Genomic DNA, 20,823 nt, shown 5'->3' on the forward strand with positions numbered 1-20,823 from the left:
TAAGCCCGGATATGAAGGCGCCTTGCTCATGCACACGTTTGCTTTGCAAATAAAAGGCAAACGCATCTTCCCGGCGCACAAAAGAGCGCCTGGCGCAGCCTGGAAGTTGAGAGGAAATTGCTCTAAGAAATGTCAGTTGTATGACAGTGGAGGCCGGTAAGTTGCCTCAAGTGGTGGTGGTGCCGAGGGGCTAAACTCATAACGGATATACATCCATTCATCCCACTGACCACCGCTCCCTCGAACCGGACTTGATCGTCGACGGTGGCCTTCTTGCAGAGGAGGGCAGGTCATGGACGAGGCAAGGCTTCACGAATTCATGGGCAAGCTGGTGAGTGACATGGGCGCTGCGGCGACCCTGGCCAATGTGATCCTCGGCGATGAACTCGGGCTCTACCGGGCCATGGCCGACAGCCAGCCGACCAGCCCCGAGGCACTGGCGGCAAAGACCGGCTGCCACCCGCGGCTGGTGCGCGAATGGCTAAACGCCCAGGCGGCCTCCGGCTACATGGTGCATGACAAGGGCATGTTCGTTCTGCCTGAGGAGCAGGCCATGGCCCTGGCCCTGGAAGATTCGCCGGTGTACATGGCTGGCGGCGCGGCGGTCATCGCGGCACTGTTCCATGACAAGGACAAGCTGGTGGCGGCCATGCGTGGCGACGGCGGGTTAGCCTGGGGTGATCACCACCCGTGCATGTTCAGTGGCACCGAACGTTTCTTCAGGCCCGGTTATCGCACCTTTCTTGTGGCGGACTGGCTGCCAGCGCTTGAAGGCCTGGTGGCCAAGCTGCAGGCCGGGGCCAAGGTGGCGGATGTCGGTTGTGGCCATGGCGCTTCGACCCTGGTCCTGGCGCAGGCGTTTCCAGCGTCCAGCTTCACGGGCTATGACTACCACGCACCCTCCATTGCCACGGCCAGCGAGCGTGCGCGCGAGGCCGGGCTGGCGCAGCGTGTGAGCTTCCAGCAGGCATCGGCCAAGGACTATCCGGGGCACGACCACGACCTGGTGTGCTTCTTCGATTGCCTGCATGACATGGGCGACCCTGTGGGCGCGGCGAAGCATGCCTACCGGGCGTTGAAGGCGGATGGCACGGTGATGCTGGTGGAGCCCTACGCCGAAGACTCGCTGGAGGGTAACCTGACGCCGGTCGGGCGGTTGTTCTATGCGGCGTCGACCTTCATCTGCACGCCTAACTCGCTGTCGCAGGAAGTGGGGCTGGGGTTGGGCGCGCAGGCTGGGGAGGCGCGGTTGCGGGCGGTGTTCGAGGAGGCGGGGTTCACAAGGTTCCGGCGAGCCACGCAGACACCGTTCAACCTCATTCTGGAGGCCAGGAAGTAGGTGTAATCCTGTGTCGGCCTCTTCGCGGGACAAGCCCGCTCCTACACGAAACCTGTTGGAGCGGGCTTGTCCCGCGAAGAGGCCGGGCCTGCAAAATGCAGAAGGGGCGCCTGATTGGCGCCCCTTCTGGTTCATAGCTTAAACTTCAGCGTCCCACGGACGATCGCCATTTTCATCTTTCACGCGGGTCGGCAGGCCCATCACGTCCAGCGCCTTGAGGAACGGCTCGGCTGGCAGCTCCTCGACGTTGACCATGCGTTTGGCATCCCACTCGCCACGGGCGACCAGCAGGGCCGCAGCCACTGGCGGTACACCGGCGGTGTAGGAAATGCCCTGGCTGTCGGTCTCGGCGTAGGCTTCTTCGTGGTCGGCCACGTTGTAGATGAACACTTCACGCGGCTGGCCGTTCTTGGTGCCCTTGACCAGGTCACCGATGCAGGTCTTGCCGGTGTAGCCCGGGGCCAGCGAGGCCGGGTCAGGCAGCACGGCCTTGACCACCTTCAGCGGCACCACTTCCAGGCCTTCGGCGGTCTTCACCGGTTGCTCGGAGAGCAGGCCCAGGTTCTTCAGTACGGTGAACACATTGATGTAGTGCTCGCCGAAGCTCATCCAGAACCGCACGTTCGGCACATTGAGGTTCTTCGAGATCGAGTGAACTTCGTCGTGGCCGGTCAGGTACAGGTTCTGTGAGCCTACCACCGGCAGGTCGTCGGTACGCTTGACTTCGAACATGGTGTTACTGGTCCACTGGCTGTTCTGCCAGCTCCATACTTGCCCGGTAAACTCGCGGAAGTTGATTTCCGGGTCGAAGTTGGTGGCAAAGTACTTGCCGTGCGAACCGGCATTGACGTCGAGAATGTCGATCGAATCAATGCTGTCGAAGTATTGCTGCTGCGCAAGTTTCGCGTAGCTGTTCACCACACCCGGGTCGAAACCGACGCCGAGAATGGCGGTAATGTTCTTTTGTTGGCACTCTTCGAGGTGTTTCCACTCGTAGTTGCCGTACCACGGCGGGGTCTCGCAGATCTTGCCCGGCTCTTCGTGGATGGCGGTGTCCAGGTAGGCGACACCGGTATCGATGCAGGCACGCAGCACCGACATGTTGAGGAAGGCGGAACCGACGTTGATCACGATCTGCGATTCGGTCTCGCGGATCAGTGCCTTGGTCGCCTCGACATCGAGGGCGTTGAGCGAGAAGGCCTGGATGTCGGCGGGTACCTTGAGGCTACCCTTGGCCTTGACGCTGTCGATGATGGCCTGGCATTTGGAGATGTTCCGTGACGCGATAGCGATACGACCCAGTTCGTCGTTATGCTGCGCGCACTTGTGGGCCACCACCTTGGCGACACCTCCTGCACCAATGATAAGAACGTTCTTCTTCAATTTACCTTTTGCTCCTTACTCGGAAAGCCGGTCTCACGACAGGCTGGAAACGTAGTCTTCGAAGCCGAAATCGCGAACCACCTCGACGCTGCCGTCGAGCTGCTTGACCACGATCGATGGCATCTTCAGACCGTTGAACCAGTTTTTCTTGACCATGGTGTAGCCTGCGGTGTCGATGAACGACAGGCGGTCGCCAATGGCCAGCGGACGATCGAATTGGTACTCGCCGAAGATGTCACCGGCCAGGCACGACTTGCCGCAGACCATGTAGGTGTGCTCGCCGTCATTGGGGGCCATCTTGGCGTTGAGGCGGTAGATCAGCAGGTCGAGCAGGTGCGCTTCGATCGAGCTGTCGACCACGGCCAGGTTTTTGCCGTTGTACAGGGTGTCGAGCACGGTCACTTCCAGCGAGGCGCTGTTGGTGATGGCGGCTTCGCCCGGCTCCAGGTAGACCTGCACGCCGTACTTCTCGGAGAAGGCTTTCAGGCGCGCGCAGAAGGCGTCCAGCGCATAGCCTTCGCCGGTGAAGTGGATGCCGCCACCGAGGCTGACCCACTCGACCTTGTGCAGCAGGTGGCCGAAGCGCTCTTCGATGTGCGACAGCATCTTGTCGAACAGGCCGAAGTCACCGTTCTCGCAGTTGTTGTGGAACATGAAGCCGGAGATCTGTTCGATCACCTGTTCGATCTTCGCCGGGTCCCACTCGCCGAGGCGGCTGAACGGGCGGGCCGGGTCGGCCAGCAGGTAGTCGGAGCTGCTCACCTGCGGGTTGACGCGCAGGCCGCGGACCTTGCCTTCGGACTGTTCGGCGAAGCGCTGCAGCTGGCCGATCGAGTTGAAGATGATCTTGTCGCAGTTCTCGAGCATTTCCTCGATCTCGTCATCGGCCCAGGCCACGCTGTAGGCGTGGGTTTCGCCAGCGAACTTCTGGCGGCCGAGCTTGAGCTCGAACAGCGAGGACGAGGTGGTGCCATCCATGTACTGCTGCATCAGGTCGAATACCGACCAGGTGGCGAAGCACTTGAGGGCGAGCAGCGCCTTTGCACCGGAGTTTTCACGCACGTAGGCGATCTTCTCCATGTTGCTCAGGAGCTTGGTTTTGTCGATGAGGTAGTACGGCGTCTTGATCATTTAAAGGCCCCCGGCCAGGCCGGCCAAAAAAAAGACCCGCATTGTGCCTTCACTTGCCGCAGATCGAAAGGGCGGATGGTGTATTTCGTCTGCGTGGGGCCAGTAATACAGAGGGAAATGAACATTCTGATGACAGGCTGACCAATGCCGGGTCGAACGCCTGCCAGCCATAATGCAATTCACCCTTGTACTCAATCGACCTGTTCCAACCACGCCCGAATCTGCTCCAGGGTCGCAGTAGCCCCACCACACACAACAACCAGCACGTTCTGGTAGCTGGCTAGCGCATCCGCATCATAAGCCACTGCCAACGCCGCCCCGCACGCCGGCTCCACCAGTACCCGATGGTCCAGCAGGAACCGCTCGCAAGCCTCCAGCGCTGCCCGGTCACTGACCAGGTGGCTGTGCACGGGATGCTGTCGGGTACAGGCCAGTGCCTGTTCGGCGACGCGTTTTGCGCCGAGCGAACTGGCCACCGAAGCGATACGTGGGAGCTCCACCGTGTGCCCGGCCTGCATGGCCACCTGCAGCGAAGCGGCTCCAGTGGTTTCCACCGCCAGCACCGGCACATCGCCCCAGCCATGGCGCTGCAAGCCTTCGACCACACCGCTGAGCAGGCCGCCGCCGCCCACCGACAGCACCACCGCATCCGGCTTGAGCCCGGTCGCCGCCACTTCGTCGACCAGGCTGGCATGCCCGGCCCACAGCAGCGGGTCGTCGAAAGGGTGGATGAAAGCATCGCCTTCACCGACAAGGGTCAACGCCAGCTCGTTGGCCTCTTGCCACGAGCTGCCATGCACCACCACCTTGGCGTCTTCCAGGCGCAGCAGCTGCCTGGCCCGCTCGGTGGTGGTCTCAGGTACCACCACGGTCACCGGCACCCCCAGCTTGCGCCCGGCATAGGCCACGGCCAGCCCGGCATTGCCGCCCGACGAGGAGACGAAATGGCGCGCGCCACGGGCGTGGTGCACCTCGCAGGCATGGCCAACCCCGCGCAGCTTGAACGAGCCGCAGGGCTGCAGGGCGTCGAGCTTGAGCCAGACCGAGCGGCCTGCGGCCAGCGACAGCGGGCGGGATTCGATCAACGGTGTCTCGATGTGCAGGGTCATGGGTTGGCTCCTCGCAATTGTTCCAGGTAGTTGTAAATGGTGTAGCGGGTCACACCCAGCGCCGCGGCCGCTTTCTCCACCCCGCCCTTGACGATGAACAGGCCACGTTCCTGCATGACGCGCACGGCCTCGACCTTGGCCTGTTTGTTCATTCGGCCCTGGCCGGTGCGCTGCAGCGAGTCTTCGATGATCTCACTCATCAGGATGGCCATGTCGGCGGGCTCGCCGGCCTCGGCAGGGGATGCGCCCAGTGGCTGCAGCTGCTGGAGGAAATGCATGGCGGCGTCGAGGCCGGTAATGTCGGTGTTGACGCAGAGGCTGGCGAACGGGTGGCCGTTGCTGTCGCGGAAGATCGCTGTGGCGCTGCGCAGGGTGCGGCCCTTGAGGGTGGTGGGGTAGTCGGGCAGTACCACGGGGGCAGCGCCTTGCTGATCGGCGCTGGCCTGCATCAGGGCCTTGAAGCCCTGGTCCTGCTCGGGGGCGGCGAGGATCGGGCTGCCGACCATGCGGCCGGAGAGGTGGCCGTTGACGATTGCCACCACGGAGTGTTCCGGGTGGTCGAGGTCGTGCAGGAGGATTTCCATGTTGCGCGCGGCAACGCTGCCCAAGGCCTGGAGGGCGGCCTTGAGGACGGTGAGGGTGAGCTGGCGTTCTTCGGCTGGGGACATGGGACATCACGAAATTCAACTTATTGTGTATTTTTACACATTAAGTTGAATTATGCGATGTGCCTTTCCAGGCCCATTCGCGGGACAAGCCCGCTCCTACAGGTACAGCACAGGTCGTGGGCCAGTGCTGTACCTGTAGGAGCGGGCTTGTCCCGCGAATGGGCCGCAAAACGGCCCCTTTATGCCTTAACTCAAGGCTGGCGTACGCGGCGGAATCATCCGGCGCGAGCCGGTCGCCTCGAAGGCCGCAGCAAAGCTCAGCAGCGCATTGTCGCTATAGGCCTTGCCGGCAAAGGTCAGCCCCACCGGCATGCCGATATCGGCCATCACGCCCATCGGCACGGTCACGGTCGGCACGCCCAGGTGGCGGATGGCCAGGTTGCCGTTGGCCACCCAGATGCCGTTGCTCCAGGCGATGTCGGCCGAGGCCGGGTTGACGTCGGCATCGGCCGGGCCTACATCGGCCACGGTCGGGAAAAGCACGGCGTCCAGGCCTTGCGCGTCCATCCAGTCTTCGAGGTCCATCTTGCGGGTCTTTTCCAGCCCGCGCAGGCCATCGGGCAGGGTCTCGATCTGGTCCCAGGTCTTCAGGCCGCGCTTGGCCATTTTGACGTATTCATCCATGCCGGCGGCCAGGTCGTCCTCACGGTTGGGCAGGGTGCCCGGGTCGTGCGGGAAGATCTGCGGGCCATCGACATCGGCCAGGCGGTTGAGCTTGGGGTCATCGTTGGCGCGCAGGAAGTCGTCGAAGGCCCAGCCCGACAGCTCCCACAGTTCGTCATGGAGGAATTCCTTGCTGACGATGCCACGGTTGTAGACGGTCGGCGCGCCAGGGCGGTCGCCCTCGCAGTTGGACACCAGCGGGAAGTCGACTTCCAGCACTTCGGCGCCGGCCGCTTCCAGGGCCTTGCGAGCCTGTTGCCAGAGGGCAATGACGCTGTCGCGGGTGAAGATGCGCTGGCCGGTCGGGCCGCCAATGCCTGGCTTCTCGGAGGTGCCGGCTTCGGCGTCGGCATTGATGTACATGCGCGGTACGCCAAAACGCTTGCCCTTGAGCGCGCTGGCGTCGACGGCCAGGTCCAGGTAGGACGCAGGGCGCACCGAGGAGGCGGCCGGGATCGGTACCCAAGGCTGCAGGCGCCACAGGTCGCCGCGCTTGTCGGCATCGTCGGCAACCACCACGTCGAGGATTTCCAGCAGGTCGGCCATGGTCCGGGCATAAGGCACTACCACGTCCATGGTCGGGGTCAGCGGCCAGTTACCACGTACCGAGATCACACCGCGCGAGGGGGTGTAGGCGCACAGGCCGTTGTTCGAGGCCGGGCCGCGGCCACTCGACCAGGTTTCCTCGGCCAGGCCAAAAGCGCTGAAGCTGGCGGCGGTGGCGGTACCGGCGCCGTTCGACGAGCCAGAGGCGAACGGTGCGGTCAGGTACTTCGCGTTGTACGGGCTTTCGGCGCGGCCGTAGACGCCACGCTGCATGCCGCCATTGGCCATCGGCGGCATGTTGGTCTTGCCCAGGCACACGGCACCGGCGGCGCGCAGACGCTCGATGGTGAAAGCGTCGCGCTGGGCGACCAGGTCCTTGAACGCCGGGCTGCCGGAGGCGGCAGTCAGGCCCTTGACCAGGTAGCTGTCCTTGGCAGTGTAGGGAATGCCGTCCAGCGGGCTCAGGGCCTGGCCCTTGGCGCGGCGGGCGTCGGAGGCCTCGGCTTCCTTGAGCGCTTCAGGGTTGCGTACGACCACGGCGTTCAGGGCGGTGGCGGTGTCGGCGCCATCGTAGGCGTCGATGCGCGCCAGGTAGGCCTTGACCAGCTCGACCGCCGTCGTGCGGCCCGTTTCGAGTGCGTCGCGCAGCTCGGCAATGGAAACCTCGGTTACCTCGATCATGCTTTCACCAAAATTTGTGCAGGTTGGGGCTAGTGCGAGGAGTGTACAAGAAGGGATCAGGGCTGGGAGGTTTGCGCGGGAGAAATGGTTTTTTGCAACGGGGCATTGTCGGGGCCGCGCAGCGGCCCCGTTGCCCTCAATCCAGGTCGGCCGCCGAGTGCCGTTCGGGCACCTGGCTGGCTTCATCGCCCCAGGTGCGATTGACCCGGGTGCCACGCTGTACGGCCGGGCGCTGGGCAATGGCCTCGGCCCAGCGCTGCACATGCGGGTACTCGGCCACCGACAGGAATTCGGCCGCACCATACAGGTTGCCGCGCACCAGCTGCCCGTACCAGGGCCATACGGCGATATCGGCGATGCTGTATTCGTCGCCACCGAGATAGCGGCTGACCGCCAGGCGGCGCTCCAGGACGTCGAGCTGGCGCTTGGCTTCCATGGTGAAGCGGTTGATGGCGTACTCGAACTTCTCCGGCGCATACACATAGAAGTGGCCGAAGCCGCCGCCCAGGTAGGGCGCGGCGCCCATCTGCCAGAACAGCCAGTTGAGGGTCTCGGTGCGTGCGGCCGGGGTGTTCGGCAGCAAGGCGCCGAATTTTTCCGCCAGGTGCAGCAGGATCGAACCGGACTCGAACACCCGCACCGGCGGCTCGACGCTGCGGTCGAGCAGGGCGGGGATCTTCGAGTTGGGGTTGACCTCGACGAAGCCGCTGGAGAACTGGTCGCCGTCACCGATGCGGATCAGCCAGGCGTCGTATTCGGCGCCGCTGTGGCCCAGGGCAAGCAGTTCTTCGAGGAGGATGGTGACTTTGACGCCGTTGGGGGTGGCCAAGGAATACAGCTGCAGCGGGTGCTTGCCGACCGGCAGGTCCTTGTCATGGGTTGGCCCGGCGATCGGCCGGTTGATGCTGGCGAACTGGCCGCCGGAGGCCGCGTCGTTGCGCCAGACCTTGGGCGGTACGTAAGGGTGCTTGCTCATGCAGGGTTCTCCTGGGAAGGCGCGAAGGCAGTCAGTCAAAGACGTTGACCTGCATCTATGCCACGGGTTCGGAGAAAAGCGCAAATGCATCGGGCGCGAGCGTGGGCTGCATGGAAAGGGGGTGGGGTGCATCCGCGGGGCATGCCCGCGAATGCGCTGGGTCAGGCCACGGGAATGGTCGGGTCCGCCGCCGCCAGGGCAGCCGCACGGTCCGCCGTCGGCGGATAGATCCAGATCGAATTGATCTGCGATTTCAGCAGCTTGGCCTCGGCCTTGTCGGTCGGTGGTGACACGGTGCGCTCCCAGCCCTCGGTATACACCGCGCCCCAGGCGCCAAGGTCGAGGCAGGTCACGTACTTGGGCTGGCTGTAGGTCATCGGTGCCACGCCGATCAGCTCGGCCGCTGCGTTGTTGCCGGCATAGCGCCCCAGCGCAATGGCATGCTGGCACGACATCACCGCGAAGTTGCCCTGGTTGTCGCAGGCGGCATAGGCCACGTCCCCGGCCGCGTAGACCGCGGCATTGCCGATGACCTTGAGATTGCCATCGACATGCAGGCGGCCTAGGCGGTCGCGCTCGCCGCTGATTTGTTCGGTCAGCGGGTTGGCCTTGAAGCCCACGGTCCAGATGACCGTGGCGGTGTCGATGCGCTGGCCGTTGTCCAGCAGCACCCCGTCGCGGTCCACCGAGGCGACAGTGGCGCCGCAGATCCACTCGATGCCTAGTGCCGCGGAGGCCTGTTCGATGGCCGGACGGATGCCATCGCCTAGCGCGGCGCCGATCTTCGCCCCACGGTCGATCACAACCACCCGCAGCCTGGTGTCCTCGCCGAGAATGGCGCGCAGGCGCGTCGGCAGTTCCGTGGCGGTCTCGATACCGGTGAAACCGCCGCCGGCCACTACCACGGTGTTGCGTGCGGGGCTCTCGGGCAGGTCGGCCAGGGACTTGAGGTGGGTTTCGAGACGCGTGGCGCTGTCGATCTTGTCGACATCGAAGACGTGTTCGATACCCACCATGTCCGGGCGATTGAGCACGCTGCCGCAGGCCATGATCAGGCGGTCGTAGGGCAGGCTGCATTCGGTGCCGGATGACGTGCGATAGCGTACGCGCTGCTCGGCTTCATCGACATGGAAGGCCGTGCCGTGGACGAAGCGCACGTTCACCGCATCGAACAGTTCCTGCAGCGGCGCGGCCATGGTATGCACTTCAGGTTCGTAGAAGCGCGGGCGTACATGCAGTTCGGCCTGGGGGGCGAGCAGTGTCACCTGGACATCCTTGCGGCCGTGCAGGTCGAGTTGGCGGATGGCGCTCAGGGCGCTCCACAGGCCCGCGAAGCCGGCGCCAATGATCAGGATGTTTTTCATCGTTATGCTCCTGGGGTGTCCATGAGGAAAGACCGGTAGACAAGGTAGACCGTCAGTGCGGTCAACGATGTTACGAGCGGCCAGCTGCCGCACCCTAGGCCAGAGAACCCTGAATTTCGGCCAAGGGTACCGTGCGGGCAAAGCGCGCCCGATAGTCGCGAGGGGTGACTGCCAGATGGCGCTGGAAGGCCAGGCGCATGCGCTCTTCGCTGCCGAAGCCGCACTGGCGGGCAACTTGCTCGATGTGGCCGTCACTGTTCTCCAGCCGCCGCCGCGCCGCTTCGAGGCGGAACACCTCGATGGCCTTGGCCGGGGTGCGGCCGGTTTTCTGCTTGTACACCCGGGTGAAGTTGCGCAGGCTCATGTGCGCCTGTTCGGCCAGGCGTTCGACGCTGAGCCGTGGGTCGTGCAGATGCTGGTTGAGCCATAGGTGCAGCGCCTCGAACGCCCCCGTGTCCTGGCCCTGGGACTTGAGCAGTTCGCTGAACTGGGCCTGGCCACCGGGGCGTTTGAGAAACACCACCAGCTCGCGCGCCACCTGCATCGCGACGTCGCGACCGCAGTCCAATTCGACCAGGGCCAGCGCCATGTCGATACCCGCGCTCACGCCGGCAGAGGTCCAGACGCTGCCCTGCTGGACGAAGATCGACTCATGGTCCACCTCCACGGCCGGGAAGTCGCGGCGCAATACCTCGCACATGGCCCAGTGGGTGGCGGCGCGTCGGCCATCGAGCAGGCCAGCGCTGGCCAGCAGAAAGGTACCGCTGCAGACCGAAGCGGTGCGCCTGGCGTGGTAGCTGGCACGGCGAAGCCAGGTGATCAGCGCGCCGTGATCGGGGAGGCTGCGGATGATGTCGGGGGCGCCGGGCACGATCAGCGTGTCGACGGTTTGCCTCATGACATCGTCCAGCCGCTCGCTGGCTACTACCAGGCCTTCGGCCGTTTGCTGCAGGCCACCTTCAAGGCTGGCGGTGTGCAGCCGGTAGCCTGGCAGGCCGCGCTCGGTCATGGCCTTGGTCGCGGCCCAGAACACGGTCTGCGCGCCGCTGAGGTCGAGCAAGCCCATCTGCGGATAGGCGACGAAGACCAGGACCCTTGGGTGGCCGACGGGGAGCAGTGGTGGGTCAAGTTGCTGGTTGGGCTCGGTCATTGTATCGGGCGTCGCCTGGTGGTGATGGCGTCCTCGGATTCAGAATGTCGGCGGGGTGATCACCCAGATGATCACGGCATCCACCTCGCCAGGGTTGCCATAGCGGTGCGGCTCCTGGCTGGAGAAGCTGAAGCTGTCGCCTTCGCCCAGCAAGAAGTGACGCTCGCCGACCCACACCTCGAAACTGCCCGAGAGCACATAACCCGCTTCGTCGCCTTCATGGCTGTAGCTCTGCTGGCTGTAGGTGCCCGGCGGAAAGCGCGAGTGCAGCATCTCAAGCTGGCGGTTGGGCTGCGGGGTGAGCAGCTGGTCGACGATGCCGTCCTCGTAATGCACGCTCAGCCGGCTGTTGCGCCGCACCACATAACCCTGGTCTTCGGGGGCGGTGCTGGCTTCGCTGGCGAAGAACCACTGGATGGTTACGCCCAGGCTGCGGGCGATGTTGAACAGCGCCGGGATCGATGGGTACGACAGGTTGCGTTCCAGCTGGCTGATGTAGCCAGCGGTCAGCTCGCTGTGCGCCGCCAGCTCCGCCAGGGTCATGCCGCGGCGCTTGCGCAGGCCGCGGATGCGGCCACCGAGGAACTGCGGCGCGCTGCCGCCGTCTTCGGCGGCGGGCGGGAACTGGGGTTGCTGGCTCATGCGCTTCGGTCCATCGGGAAAGCCGCAGTATGGACAGGCTCAGAGTGCCCAGGCAACTGTCAGGCCCTCATGGATCGCCTCCTCGACCGTGCGTGGGGCCAGGCAGTCGCCGATGCGTCGCACCTCCACCAGGCCTGCCAGTTCGGCGGCCAGGGTGTCCTGAGGCTGGTGGCCAAGGCACAGCACCAGGGTGTCGATGCCTTCGAAGATCATCGGTTCGCCGCTGGCGGTGTGCTGCAGGTAGACGGTGTTGTCGTCGCAGCCGTACAGGCGGGCGTAAGGGGTGATCGGGATGCCCAGGCGGTGCAGCTCGCCAGCCAGCTGGTCGCGTACGTACAGCGGCAGGGTTTCGCCGCAGTGGGTGCCGTTTACCGCCAGTTGCACCTGGTGACCGTCGCGGACCAGGCGCTCGGCGATGCCGGGGCCGATCCAGTCGCAGCGCCAGTCGATCACCAGCACCGAGCGGCCGAGGGGCGCTTCATTGCGCAGAACCTGCCAGGCATCCACTACCTGCAGCTCGCCGCTACGTTCGAACGATGGCCAGTAGGGCGTGGCGCCGGTGGCGGCGATCACCAGGTCGGGGCGTTCGCGTTCGACCAGGGTGCGTTCCACTCGCGTATTACGTACTACGCGTACACCGGCCAATTCCATTTCCCGCTGCAGGTTGGTGCTGGCTCCGCCGAATTCGCTGCGTCGGGGCAGCAGTTGCGCGAGCTGTATCTGGCCGCCGAGTTGTGTACTGGCTTCGTACAGCGTGACGTCATGCCCCCGGGCAGCGGCAACGGCTGCGGCCTTCATGCCGGCGGGGCCACCACCCGCCACCAGGATGCGCTTGCGCGCGGTAGCGGGTGCCGGGGTTTCGTACTGCAGTTCGCGGCCGGTTTCCGGGTGCTGGATACAGGAGATCGGCAGCCCCCGGTGGAAATGGCCGATGCAGGCCTGGTTGCAGGCAATGCAGGCGCGCACGTTTTCGACCTGGCCGCGCTCGGTCTTGGCCGGCATCTGCGGGTCGCAGATCAGTGCGCGGGTCATGCCGCAGACGTCGGCCTGGCCACGCGCCAGGATTTGTTCGGCTTCCTGCGGCTGGTTGATGCGCCCGGTGACGAACAGCGGGATGTCCAGGTGCTGCTTGAAGGTTCCGGCCTCGCGCGCCAAGTAGGCCGGGGCGATGGCCATGGGCGGCACGATGTGCACGGCGCCACCCAGCGACGCCGAGGTGCCGGCGACGATGTGCAGGTAGTCGACCTGGTCTTGCACGGCCTGGGCGGCGGCGAGCGATTCGTCTTCGCTCAGGCCCTCGCTGTCGCGCTCGTCGGCGCTGATGCGCAGGCCGACGATGAACTGCTCGTCGGTGGCCGCCCTGACCGCTGCCAGCACCTCGCGCAGAAAGCGCAGGCGCTGTTCCAGGTCGCCGTTGTAGCCGTCGTTGCGCTGGTTGACCCGCGGATTGAGGAACTGCGCAGGCAGGTAACCATGGCTGGCCACCACCTCGACACCGTCCAGGCCTGCCTGGTGCAGGCGCCGGGCGGCGCTGGCATAGCCCTGGACGATCTCGTCGATCATCGCCTGGTCCAGCGCCCGTGGCATCACGCGGAAGCGCTCGTTGGGTACCGACGAGGCCGAGTAGGCCACCGCCAGCAGGCCGTCCGCCGACTCCATGATCTCCCGCCCCGGGTGAAACAGTTGCGACAGCACCACCGTGCCGTGGGCGTGGCAGGCCTCGGCCAAACGCCGGTAGCCGTCGATGCAGGCGTCGTCGGTGGCCATCAGCACGTGCGAGGTGTAGCGGGCGCTGTCATGCACCCCGGCCACCTGCAGCACGATCAGGCCGACACCGCCGGCGGCGCGGGCGCGCTGGTAGGCGATGAGCTTGTCGTTGACCAGGTTGTCGGTGGGCAGGCAGGTGTCGTGGCCGGTCGACATGATGCGGTTTTTCAGGCGTTTGCCGCGGATCTGCAGGGGCTCGAACAGGTGGGCGAAGGCGGTCGTCATGCGGGCAGCTCCGGTACAGTGTCGTTCTTGTTTTTCTCATGAAAGTGTAGCCTCAGTAAAAAATCAACTTGTTTTTTTACTAGTGCCCGACTAGCTTTTTCCCAGCCACGGCAGTGGCGCGTGACCTCACTACAACAAGAAACGGGCCTTCGAGCTGATGCTGGAAGGTACCGACAGGAGGCAACTCGATGCAGGCATTTCCTCGCAGTACCGGCCTTTGCGCAGCACTGCTGGCCTTGGGCCTGGGCAGTGCGCAAGCGGCGCCGCAGATGGTCGTGGTCGGCTATGGCGGCGCCGGTCAGAAAGCCCAGGATGTGGCGATCTTCCAGCCTTTCAGCGCCCAGGACGGCAGCAAGTTGATCCAGAGCGAATACAACGGCGAGATGGCGCGCATCCAGGTGATGGCCGATACCGGCAATGTCGACTGGGACGTGGTGCAGATCGAGGGGCCGGATCTGATGCGCGGCTGCGACGAGGGCATCTACGAGCACCTCGACTGGCAGCGCCTGGGGCATGCCGCCGAACTGATCCCCGCTGCGGCCCAGGACTGTGGCTCGGCGGCGCTGGTGTGGAGCGTGGCAATCGCCTACGACCGCGACAAGCTGGCCCAGGCGCCGACCTCGTGGGCCGATTTCTGGGATGTGCAGAAATACCCAGGCAAGCGCGGCCTGCGCAAGCGTGCGGTGTACAACCTGGAGTTTGCCTTGCTGGCCGACGGGGTCAAGGTCGAGGACGTGTACAAGGTCTTGTCGACCCCGGCGGGTGTCGAGCGTGCCTTTGCCAAGCTCACCGAGCTCAAGCCGTATATCCAGTGGTGGGATGCCGGCGCGCAACCGGCGCAGTGGCTGACCGCAGGCGACGTGGTGATGACCTCGACCTACAGCGGCCGCATCGCCGTGGCCGCCCAGCAAGGCAGCCCGCTGGCGGTGGTGTGGCCCGGTAGCCTGTATGGCATGGATTACTGGGCGATCATCAAGGGTTCGAAACATGTCGACCAGGCCAAGCGCCTGATCAGCTATGCCAACCAGCCGGATACCCAGGTGCGTTACGTCGAGCAGATCCCTTATGGGCCGACCAATACCCAGGCAGCGGCCAAGCTTGACCCGGCGCTGGCCAGTTGGGTGCCGACCTCACCGGAGAACCTGCAGGGTGCCTTGGCGATGAATGTGGAGTTCTGGGTCGACCATGGTGAAGAGCTGGAACAGCGCTTCAATGCCTGGGCCAGCAAATAGGTGTCGGACTATCGCGACTGACTTGCCGGCCTTTTCGCGGGCATTACGTAGGGCGCGGCGACGGCGGCGCCGCAGCGCAGCACGCAGGCTTTCTGGATGGCTTGCCACTAGGGCTTTAGCGGCCTGGGCGCTGATAACCAGGCCCATGACGACAGCGCTGGCCAGTGTATTGCGGATGGGCGCGGGGACTGAAACGCGCATTTTTGACCTCTCCGTTGGAACTTGTTCTTGTAGGCACAAGGGCAAAGCTGGATCGCTGTGTGCTGTAGTGAGTGTTGTCATGTGTGCAGCGATGTATTCCGCTTGGGTCCGGGCGCGAAATGTTGTCAACGGGGAGTTTTCTGCAGGCGAAAAAAAGACCTGTGGGACGGGGCAGGCCCCTCGCCACAGGTCTTTTTGAATCAGAGGGTTAAGTGGTCAGAGCGACTCCGGCACAATCATGCTGGCGGGGGCTTCGGCGGCACGTCGGTGCGCTACGCAGTAGTACAGCACGCTCGGCACTACCAGCCCGATCAGCCACGACACATCCACGCCGCCCAGGTGCGCGACCATGGGGCCGGTGTACAGCTTGGTGTCGATGAACGGCATCTGCACCAGCACGCCAAGGGTGTAGACACTGATGCCAGGCCAGTTCCAGCGGCCATAGCGGCCCTGCGGGTCGGCCAGGGCCGGGATGTCGTAGCGCTCCTTGGTGATGAAGTAGTAGTCCACCAGGTTGACCGCGCTCCAGGGCACGAAGAAGGTCAGCAGGAACAGGATGAACGACTTGAACGCACTGAGGAACGAGTGCTGGCCGAGCAGGGCGACCAGGGTGGCGGCACCGACGATGGCCAGCACGAACACCAGGCGTTGCACGCGGCTGATCGCCAGGTGCCCACGGAAGCCGCTGATGATCGTGGCGATGCACATGAAGCTGCCATAGGAGTTCAGCGTCGAGATGGTCACCTTGCCGAAGGCGATGCTGAAGTACAGCAACGCTGCGGTGGTACCGGCGCCGCCGAGGCCGACGATGTAGGCCACTTCACGCCCGCTGAACTGCCCGCCGGCGATTGCCGCAGCGAACACGCCGAGAATCATCGACGCTTGCGCACCGACGACCGAACCCAGCCCAGCAGCGAAGAAGGTCTTCACCGGCGAGGTGCTGCTCGGCAGGTAGCGCGAGTAGTCGGCCACGTAGGGGCCGAAGGCGATCTGCCAGGAGGCTGCCAGCGACACCGAGAGCAGGAAGGTGGCCCAGCTGAAGTGGCGGTTTTCCAGCAGCTGGCCGATGTCGGCGAGCATCAGGATGCGGCTGAACAGGTAGACGAAGGCGATGATGCCCAGCACGCTGGCGATCCGGCCGATCCAGTGGATTACCCGGTAGCCGGCCAGAGTGGCGAGCACGATCACCGAGGCGAAGATGAGGATGCCGGTGCTGTCACTGACGCTCAGCAACTGGCCGATGGCTTGCCCGGACAGCACCGTGCCGGTGGCAGTGAAGCCCAGGTACATCAGGCAGACCAGCACCATCGGGATGGCCGCGCCGTACACACCGAACTGCACGCGGCTGGAGATCATCTGCGGCAGGCCCAGGCGCGGGCCCTGGGCCGCATGCAGGGCCATGACCGCGCCACCGATCAGCTGGCCCAGCAGCAGGCCGATCAGCGACCAGAACACGTCGCCGCCGAGCACCACGGCCAGGGCACCGGTGACGATGGCGGTGATTTGCAGGTTGGCGCCGAGCCAGAGGGTGAACTGGCTGTACAGCTTGCCATGGCGCTCGGCTTCTGGAATGTAGTCGATAGAGCGCCGTTCGAGCACGGATTTGCGGGACATTGAGTGCTCCACTTGATTATTTTTGTGTCAGGGAGAGGGCCATCGCCGGCACGCTGCGCGGGTGGCGTCTGCCTGATATCAGCATGTCTATACAAGTAGGGTCAAGTGAAGCTTGCAGGCCGTAACAGACCATCTGTTGCGCAAGGGTTGGCTGCAACTGTGCTGGTCCATCGTCGGAAAATGGCCTTATGCTGTTACCAAATATGTCTAGAAAGCCTGAAGAAGGAAGCAGCAATGCCGCTCAAGGACCTGCTGATCGCCCTGGTGGTGATTGTCGCCTGGGGAGTCAATTTCGTGGTCATCAAGGTGGGCCTCGATGGCCTGCCGCCGATGCTGCTGGGGGCATTGCGCTTTCTGCTGGTGGCGTTTCCGGCCGTGCTCCTGGTCAAGCGGCCGAAGCTGCCGTGGCGCTGGCTGATCGCATACGGCGCTACCATTTCCCTGGGCCAGTTCGCCTTCCTCTTTCAGGCCATGTACAGCGGCATGCCTCCCGGCCTGGCGTCGTTGGTGCTGCAGTCGCAAGCGTTCTTCACCCTCGGTTTTGCCGCGCTGTTCCTGGGTGAGCGGCTGCGCCTGGCCAGTGTGCTGGGGCTGGCGGTGGCTGCCAGCGGCCTGGCGCTGATCGGCAGTGAAGACAGCGGCCATGTGCCGCTGGTGGCACTGCTGCTGACCTTGTGTGGCGGGGCCATGTGGGGCATGGGCAACATCATCACCCGCCGCTTTGGCTCGGTGGACCTGGTGGCGCTGGTGATCTGGGGCGGTTTGATTCCGCCGCTGCCGTTCCTGGCCTTGTCGTGGCGGCTGGAAGGGCCGGAGCGCATCGGCCATGCACTGGCCAATATCAGCTGGAGTTCGGTGCTGGCGCTGGCGTACCTGGCATTCGTCGCCACCATGATCGGCTACAGCCTCTGGAGCAAGCTGCTGTCGCGCCACCCGGCGGGCAAGGTAGCGCCGTTCTCGCTGCTGGTGCCGGTGATCGGCCTGAGTTCGTCGGCGTGGTTGCTGGGTGAACGGTTGACGGCGGTGCAGGGCTGGGGCGCGCTGCTGGTGATGCTCGGCCTGTTGGTCAATGTGTTCGGGCCGAAGCTGGGGCAGCGTCTGCGGGCGGCCAGTGCGCAGTAGCGGAAGCGGCCGGCGCATTTGTTAGACTTGGCCTTTTTCGCAAGGCCAAGGAGCGCAACATGATCATCTCCACCACCAGCCAACTCGAAGGCCGCCCGATCGCCGAGTACCTTGGCGTGGTCAGCTCCGAATCGGTGCAAGGCATCAACTTCGTGCGCGATTTCTTCACACGCGTTCGCGACGTCTTCGGTGGCCGTTCGCAGACCCTGGAAAGCGCCCTGCGCGAGGCCCGCGAGCAGGCTACCGAGGAACTCATTGCGCGGGCACGGCAGTTGCAAGCCGATGCCGTGGTAGGCGTGGACTTCGAGATCAGCATGCCGTCGGTGCAAGGCGGCATGGTCGTGGTGTTCGCCACCGGTACCGCCGTGCGGCTGAAGTAGCCAAATGCCACTGGTCGGGTCTGCAGGTTTCGTCCGGGCAGTCCGCTTGTGACCGGCTAGTCTCACTGGCATAGGTCGCGTTTTTCAGGTCAGCCCATTGCTGACCGACGCGGGCGCCACGGAATGGAGACAGGCATGAGCGACACCTTTTTCGAAGACACGAACGATTCATTCCCGATCAACAGCCAGGTACGTTGCGGTCAGGCGGCATTCAATCTGGGCTTTGCCCACATGACCCTGGACGACTCGGAAAACCTCAAGCCTGCACACCTGCAGCGCATCAAGAAGGGCCGTTTCACGCCACGGGTGCCAGCCAGGAAGTAGGCCTCGAAAAAGTGAACCTGCTCACACTACCCCGCCCGATGGCGGGGTTTTTTGTGGGTGTTGCTTGACCCTGCTCATGGTATCGGTGGGTTGCCCTCGCGATGGCGGCGCAGTTGTGGTCTTCTGGCGCGGCATCCAGGAAAGCGAGGATTGATCTTTCATGCGAGTCAGGGACGAGACCTATTGGCAGTGGGCCGACACACAGTTGCACAGCCGCTGCCATGAGGAAGTGCTCAGCGACGGCACTTCGCTGGATATTCAGGTACGCCTGTCGCGGCTCGGCGCGACGCAACTGTTTCTTGGGTTGTATGGGCAGGACGGGCGGGCACTGCTGGAGGAGTACTACGCGTCGCGGCCTGGCGAGACCATGACCCGTGCGTTGGTGTGGGGTGTCGACCGGGCCCGGGCGCTGGCCACGGGGGCATTGCCCATGCCGCGGCAGCGCCGGCGGGCATGAAAAAGCCCGGCCTATGCAGGCCGGGCTTCATAAGTGGCGGCGAACCCTCAGTTGAGCGGTTCGATCACCTTGACTGCCTGCCGCTCACGGGCGGCGGGCCATTCTTGTTGCAGGGTCTGCAGCACGCGGCCGACGAACTCGGTATCGGCGGCGGCCTTCTTGCCGACGTAGCCCTGGCCACGGCGGTAGACCTTGAAGCGGGCGCGCATGCTGGGCAGGTGCGCTTCGAATTCATCTTCGACCGTGTTCGGCGGCAGGCGGTCGATGCGCACCTCGCCGGTCTGGCTGACCCACAGCAGGTGGTCGTCGAGGCTGTCCTTGCGTACCGCGAACAGCTGGGCCAATTGGTCGATAGTCGGATTGTTGTTCAAGTTCATCATAAAGCCCCCATCACCTATTTGTTGTTGATTCTCACAGTTGGCGCCACAGGTTGTAGCGCACTACCAAGGCTGCTACAGCAGCATCGCAACAGGGGCTTTCTCACGCTGCCTTTTGGACAGATTCCCTCTCCACGGACGGCCTGCGTTACCGCGCAAGCCGTCTGGAACACCCTTGCCACCGCTCCCGATCAGGGAGACGGCTTCATCATGCACAAGGCTGATGAACGGCGTCAATGCTTTTGTAGTGAATATTTTCAGGCACTACATTTTTGTCATATTGTCTGGCAATTCATTCAGCGGTGACTCAGCGGTCGAGGTTGGACAGGATCTGGAAGGCCGCGCGCACCCGGGCTTCGTTGGGGTAATTGCGGTTGGCGAGCAGGACAATGGCCTTGCCTTCGGACGGGATGAAGGCGGCGTAGGCGCCGAAACCGCTGGTTGCCCCGGTCTTGTTGTACCAGGCGGCGGGCAGGGCCGGGAGCGCCGGGTTGAGGCGCTGGGTTGCATGGGGGTCACGAATCATGCGCGGGCTGTTGCCATCGACCAGTGTCTCCAGCGTGACCGGGTAAGGGTAGCGTTCCCAGCCCAGGCCCTGGGTCATGGCGCCCACCTTGAAGTAGCCGGCCTGGGTGATGGCGGTGGCCTTGCGCAGGGCCGGTGGCAATTCGTCAGGCTGCATGTGCAGGCGCACGTAGCGCAGCAGGTCGCTGGCGCTGGTCTTGATGCCGTAGGCTTCGTCGGCGTAGGGGCCAGGGCTGACGCGCACAGGGTGGTTCTGCGCGTCGTAGCCCTGTGCGTACAGCGCCTGTGCAGCCTGAGGCACCTGCAGGTAGGTGTGCTGCAGGCCCATCTGCGCAAGCAGGTGCTGAGTCATGACGGCGGCGAATGGCGCGTGTTGCGCACGCGCCGCGAGGTCGCCGAACAGGCCCAGGCTCGGGTTGGAGTAGCAGCGCTGGGTGCCATGCTCGGTGTGCGGCTTCCAGTTGCGGAAGAACGCCAGCGTCTGCTCCGGCGTCTGAACTTCGTCGGGGAACTGCAAAGGCAGGCAGTCGGCGCTGTAGGCGCCAAACTCCAGCACGCTGGCCTCGCCCAGGGGCGCGCCGGCCAGCGCGGGCTGGTAGCGCCGGGCGGGTGCCTGGAGGTCGAGTTTGCCTTCGGCACTGGCCAGGGCGGCGAGGGTAGCGGTGTAGGTCTTGCTCAGCGAGCCGATCTCGAACAACGTGTCGGCGGTTACCGCGCTGCCGTCGGCCTTGCTGGCTACGCCATAACTGAAATAGTAGGCCTGGCCATTGGTGTAGACCGCCACGGCCATGCCGGCGATGTCCTGCTCTTTCATCAGGGGCCGGATGACCTCGTCCACCTGGGCTTGCAAGGGTTCGGCAGCTTGCGCACTGGTTAAGCCGAACAGGATGAGCAGTGGTGCAAGACGTACGAGCGGCATGCGAGGTTCCTTTTTTGGGTGTGGCCGT

Annotated in this window: 19 protein-coding genes; 6 read left to right on the top strand and 13 right to left on the bottom strand. The window is 64.4% G+C overall.

Annotated features, from left to right (window positions below; all coding sequences use genetic code 11):
- Positions 1-292: 292 nt before the first annotated feature.
- Positions 293-1,339 carry a class I SAM-dependent methyltransferase gene (locus BGP85_RS10090; protein WP_103447031.1) on the top strand — a complete coding sequence of 349 codons (1,047 nt, stop codon included), beginning with the start codon at positions 293-295 and terminating at the stop codon, positions 1,337-1,339.
- 138 nt (positions 1,340-1,477) lie between these two features.
- Here the strand turns inward: BGP85_RS10090 and BGP85_RS10095 are convergent, their stop codons facing one another.
- The 10 genes from BGP85_RS10095 to BGP85_RS10140 form a co-directional block, all read right to left on the bottom strand.
- Positions 1,478-2,722, bottom strand: coding sequence for a saccharopine dehydrogenase family protein (locus BGP85_RS10095; protein WP_103447032.1), 1,245 nt, complete (start codon positions 2,720-2,722; stop codon positions 1,478-1,480).
- Positions 2,723-2,755: 33 nt separating this feature from the next.
- Positions 2,756-3,853, bottom strand: a complete 1,098-nt coding sequence (locus BGP85_RS10100) for a carboxynorspermidine decarboxylase (protein WP_103447033.1) — start codon at positions 3,851-3,853, stop codon at positions 2,756-2,758.
- 191 nt (positions 3,854-4,044) lie between these two features.
- A complete protein-coding gene (locus BGP85_RS10105) occupies positions 4,045-4,962 on the bottom strand; it encodes a pyridoxal-phosphate dependent enzyme (RefSeq protein WP_103447034.1) in 918 nt (305 codons plus the stop codon).
- Entirely contained in the window at positions 4,959-5,630 is a 672-nt protein-coding gene (locus BGP85_RS10110) for a helix-turn-helix transcriptional regulator (protein WP_103447035.1), read from the bottom strand. Before BGP85_RS10110 ends, BGP85_RS10105 begins: the two co-directional genes overlap by 4 nt.
- A 186-nt stretch (positions 5,631-5,816) precedes the next feature.
- Positions 5,817-7,520, bottom strand: coding sequence for an amidase (locus BGP85_RS10115; RefSeq protein WP_103447036.1), 1,704 nt, complete (start codon positions 7,518-7,520; stop codon positions 5,817-5,819).
- A gap of 136 nt (positions 7,521-7,656) precedes the next feature.
- Positions 7,657-8,496 carry a glutathione-dependent disulfide-bond oxidoreductase gene (yghU, locus tag BGP85_RS10120; RefSeq protein ID WP_103447037.1) on the bottom strand — a complete coding sequence of 280 codons (840 nt, stop codon included), beginning with the start codon at positions 8,494-8,496 and terminating at the stop codon, positions 7,657-7,659.
- Between the two features lie 161 nt (positions 8,497-8,657).
- Entirely contained in the window at positions 8,658-9,860 is a 1,203-nt protein-coding gene (locus BGP85_RS10125; RefSeq protein WP_103447038.1) for an NAD(P)/FAD-dependent oxidoreductase, read from the bottom strand.
- 94 nt (positions 9,861-9,954) lie between these two features.
- Entirely contained in the window at positions 9,955-11,010 is a 1,056-nt protein-coding gene (locus tag BGP85_RS10130; protein WP_103447039.1) for a GlxA family transcriptional regulator, read from the bottom strand.
- A 39-nt stretch (positions 11,011-11,049) separates the two neighbouring features.
- Entirely contained in the window at positions 11,050-11,652 is a 603-nt protein-coding gene (locus BGP85_RS10135; protein ID WP_103447040.1) for a helix-turn-helix domain-containing protein, read from the bottom strand.
- Positions 11,653-11,691: 39 nt separating this feature from the next.
- Positions 11,692-13,644 (bottom strand): oxidoreductase, encoded by a 1,953-nt coding sequence (locus BGP85_RS10140; RefSeq protein ID WP_103466458.1) that lies wholly within the window; start codon positions 13,642-13,644, stop codon positions 11,692-11,694.
- Between the two features lie 188 nt (positions 13,645-13,832).
- Between BGP85_RS10140 and BGP85_RS10145 the strand changes: the two genes are divergently transcribed.
- A complete protein-coding gene (locus BGP85_RS10145; protein ID WP_103447041.1) occupies positions 13,833-14,876 on the top strand; it encodes an ABC transporter substrate-binding protein in 1,044 nt (347 codons plus the stop codon).
- 417 nt (positions 14,877-15,293) lie between these two features.
- Here BGP85_RS10145 and BGP85_RS10150 read toward each other — a convergent pair whose 3' ends face one another.
- Positions 15,294-16,691: a purine-cytosine permease family protein gene (locus BGP85_RS10150; protein ID WP_103447042.1), complete on the bottom strand. Its 1,398-nt coding sequence runs from the start codon at positions 16,689-16,691 to the stop codon at positions 15,294-15,296.
- 234 nt (positions 16,692-16,925) lie between these two features.
- On the opposite strand from BGP85_RS10150, the gene BGP85_RS10155 reads away from it, so the two are divergent.
- The 4 genes from BGP85_RS10155 to BGP85_RS10170 all read left to right on the top strand — a co-directional run bounded on the left by BGP85_RS10155 (position 16,926) and on the right by BGP85_RS10170 (position 18,974).
- Positions 16,926-17,813, top strand: coding sequence for an EamA family transporter (locus tag BGP85_RS10155; RefSeq protein ID WP_103447043.1), 888 nt, complete (start codon positions 16,926-16,928; stop codon positions 17,811-17,813).
- Positions 17,814-17,872: 59 nt separating this feature from the next.
- On the top strand, positions 17,873-18,193 hold the full coding sequence (locus tag BGP85_RS10160; RefSeq protein ID WP_103447044.1) for a YbjQ family protein: 321 nt from the start codon (positions 17,873-17,875) through the stop codon (positions 18,191-18,193).
- 135 nt (positions 18,194-18,328) lie between these two features.
- Positions 18,329-18,517: a hypothetical protein gene (locus BGP85_RS10165; RefSeq protein WP_103447045.1), complete on the top strand. Its 189-nt coding sequence runs from the start codon at positions 18,329-18,331 to the stop codon at positions 18,515-18,517.
- Positions 18,518-18,677: 160 nt separating this feature from the next.
- The gene (locus tag BGP85_RS10170; protein ID WP_103447046.1) at positions 18,678-18,974 is read left to right on the top strand and encodes a hypothetical protein; all 297 of its coding nucleotides are present in this window, start codon (positions 18,678-18,680) and stop codon (positions 18,972-18,974) included.
- 47 nt (positions 18,975-19,021) lie between these two features.
- On the opposite strand, the gene BGP85_RS10175 is transcribed toward BGP85_RS10170, so the two are convergent.
- Positions 19,022-19,354, bottom strand: a complete 333-nt coding sequence (locus tag BGP85_RS10175; protein WP_027916800.1) for a hypothetical protein — start codon at positions 19,352-19,354, stop codon at positions 19,022-19,024.
- Positions 19,355-19,658: 304 nt separating this feature from the next.
- Positions 19,659-20,795: a class C beta-lactamase gene (gene ampC / locus BGP85_RS10180; protein WP_103447047.1), complete on the bottom strand. Its 1,137-nt coding sequence runs from the start codon at positions 20,793-20,795 to the stop codon at positions 19,659-19,661.
- Positions 20,796-20,823: the final 28 nt, after the last annotated feature.

The sequence above is a fragment of the Pseudomonas putida genome (assembly GCF_002906855.1).
GTDB lineage: Bacteria > Pseudomonadota > Gammaproteobacteria > Pseudomonadales > Pseudomonadaceae > Aquipseudomonas > Aquipseudomonas putida_N.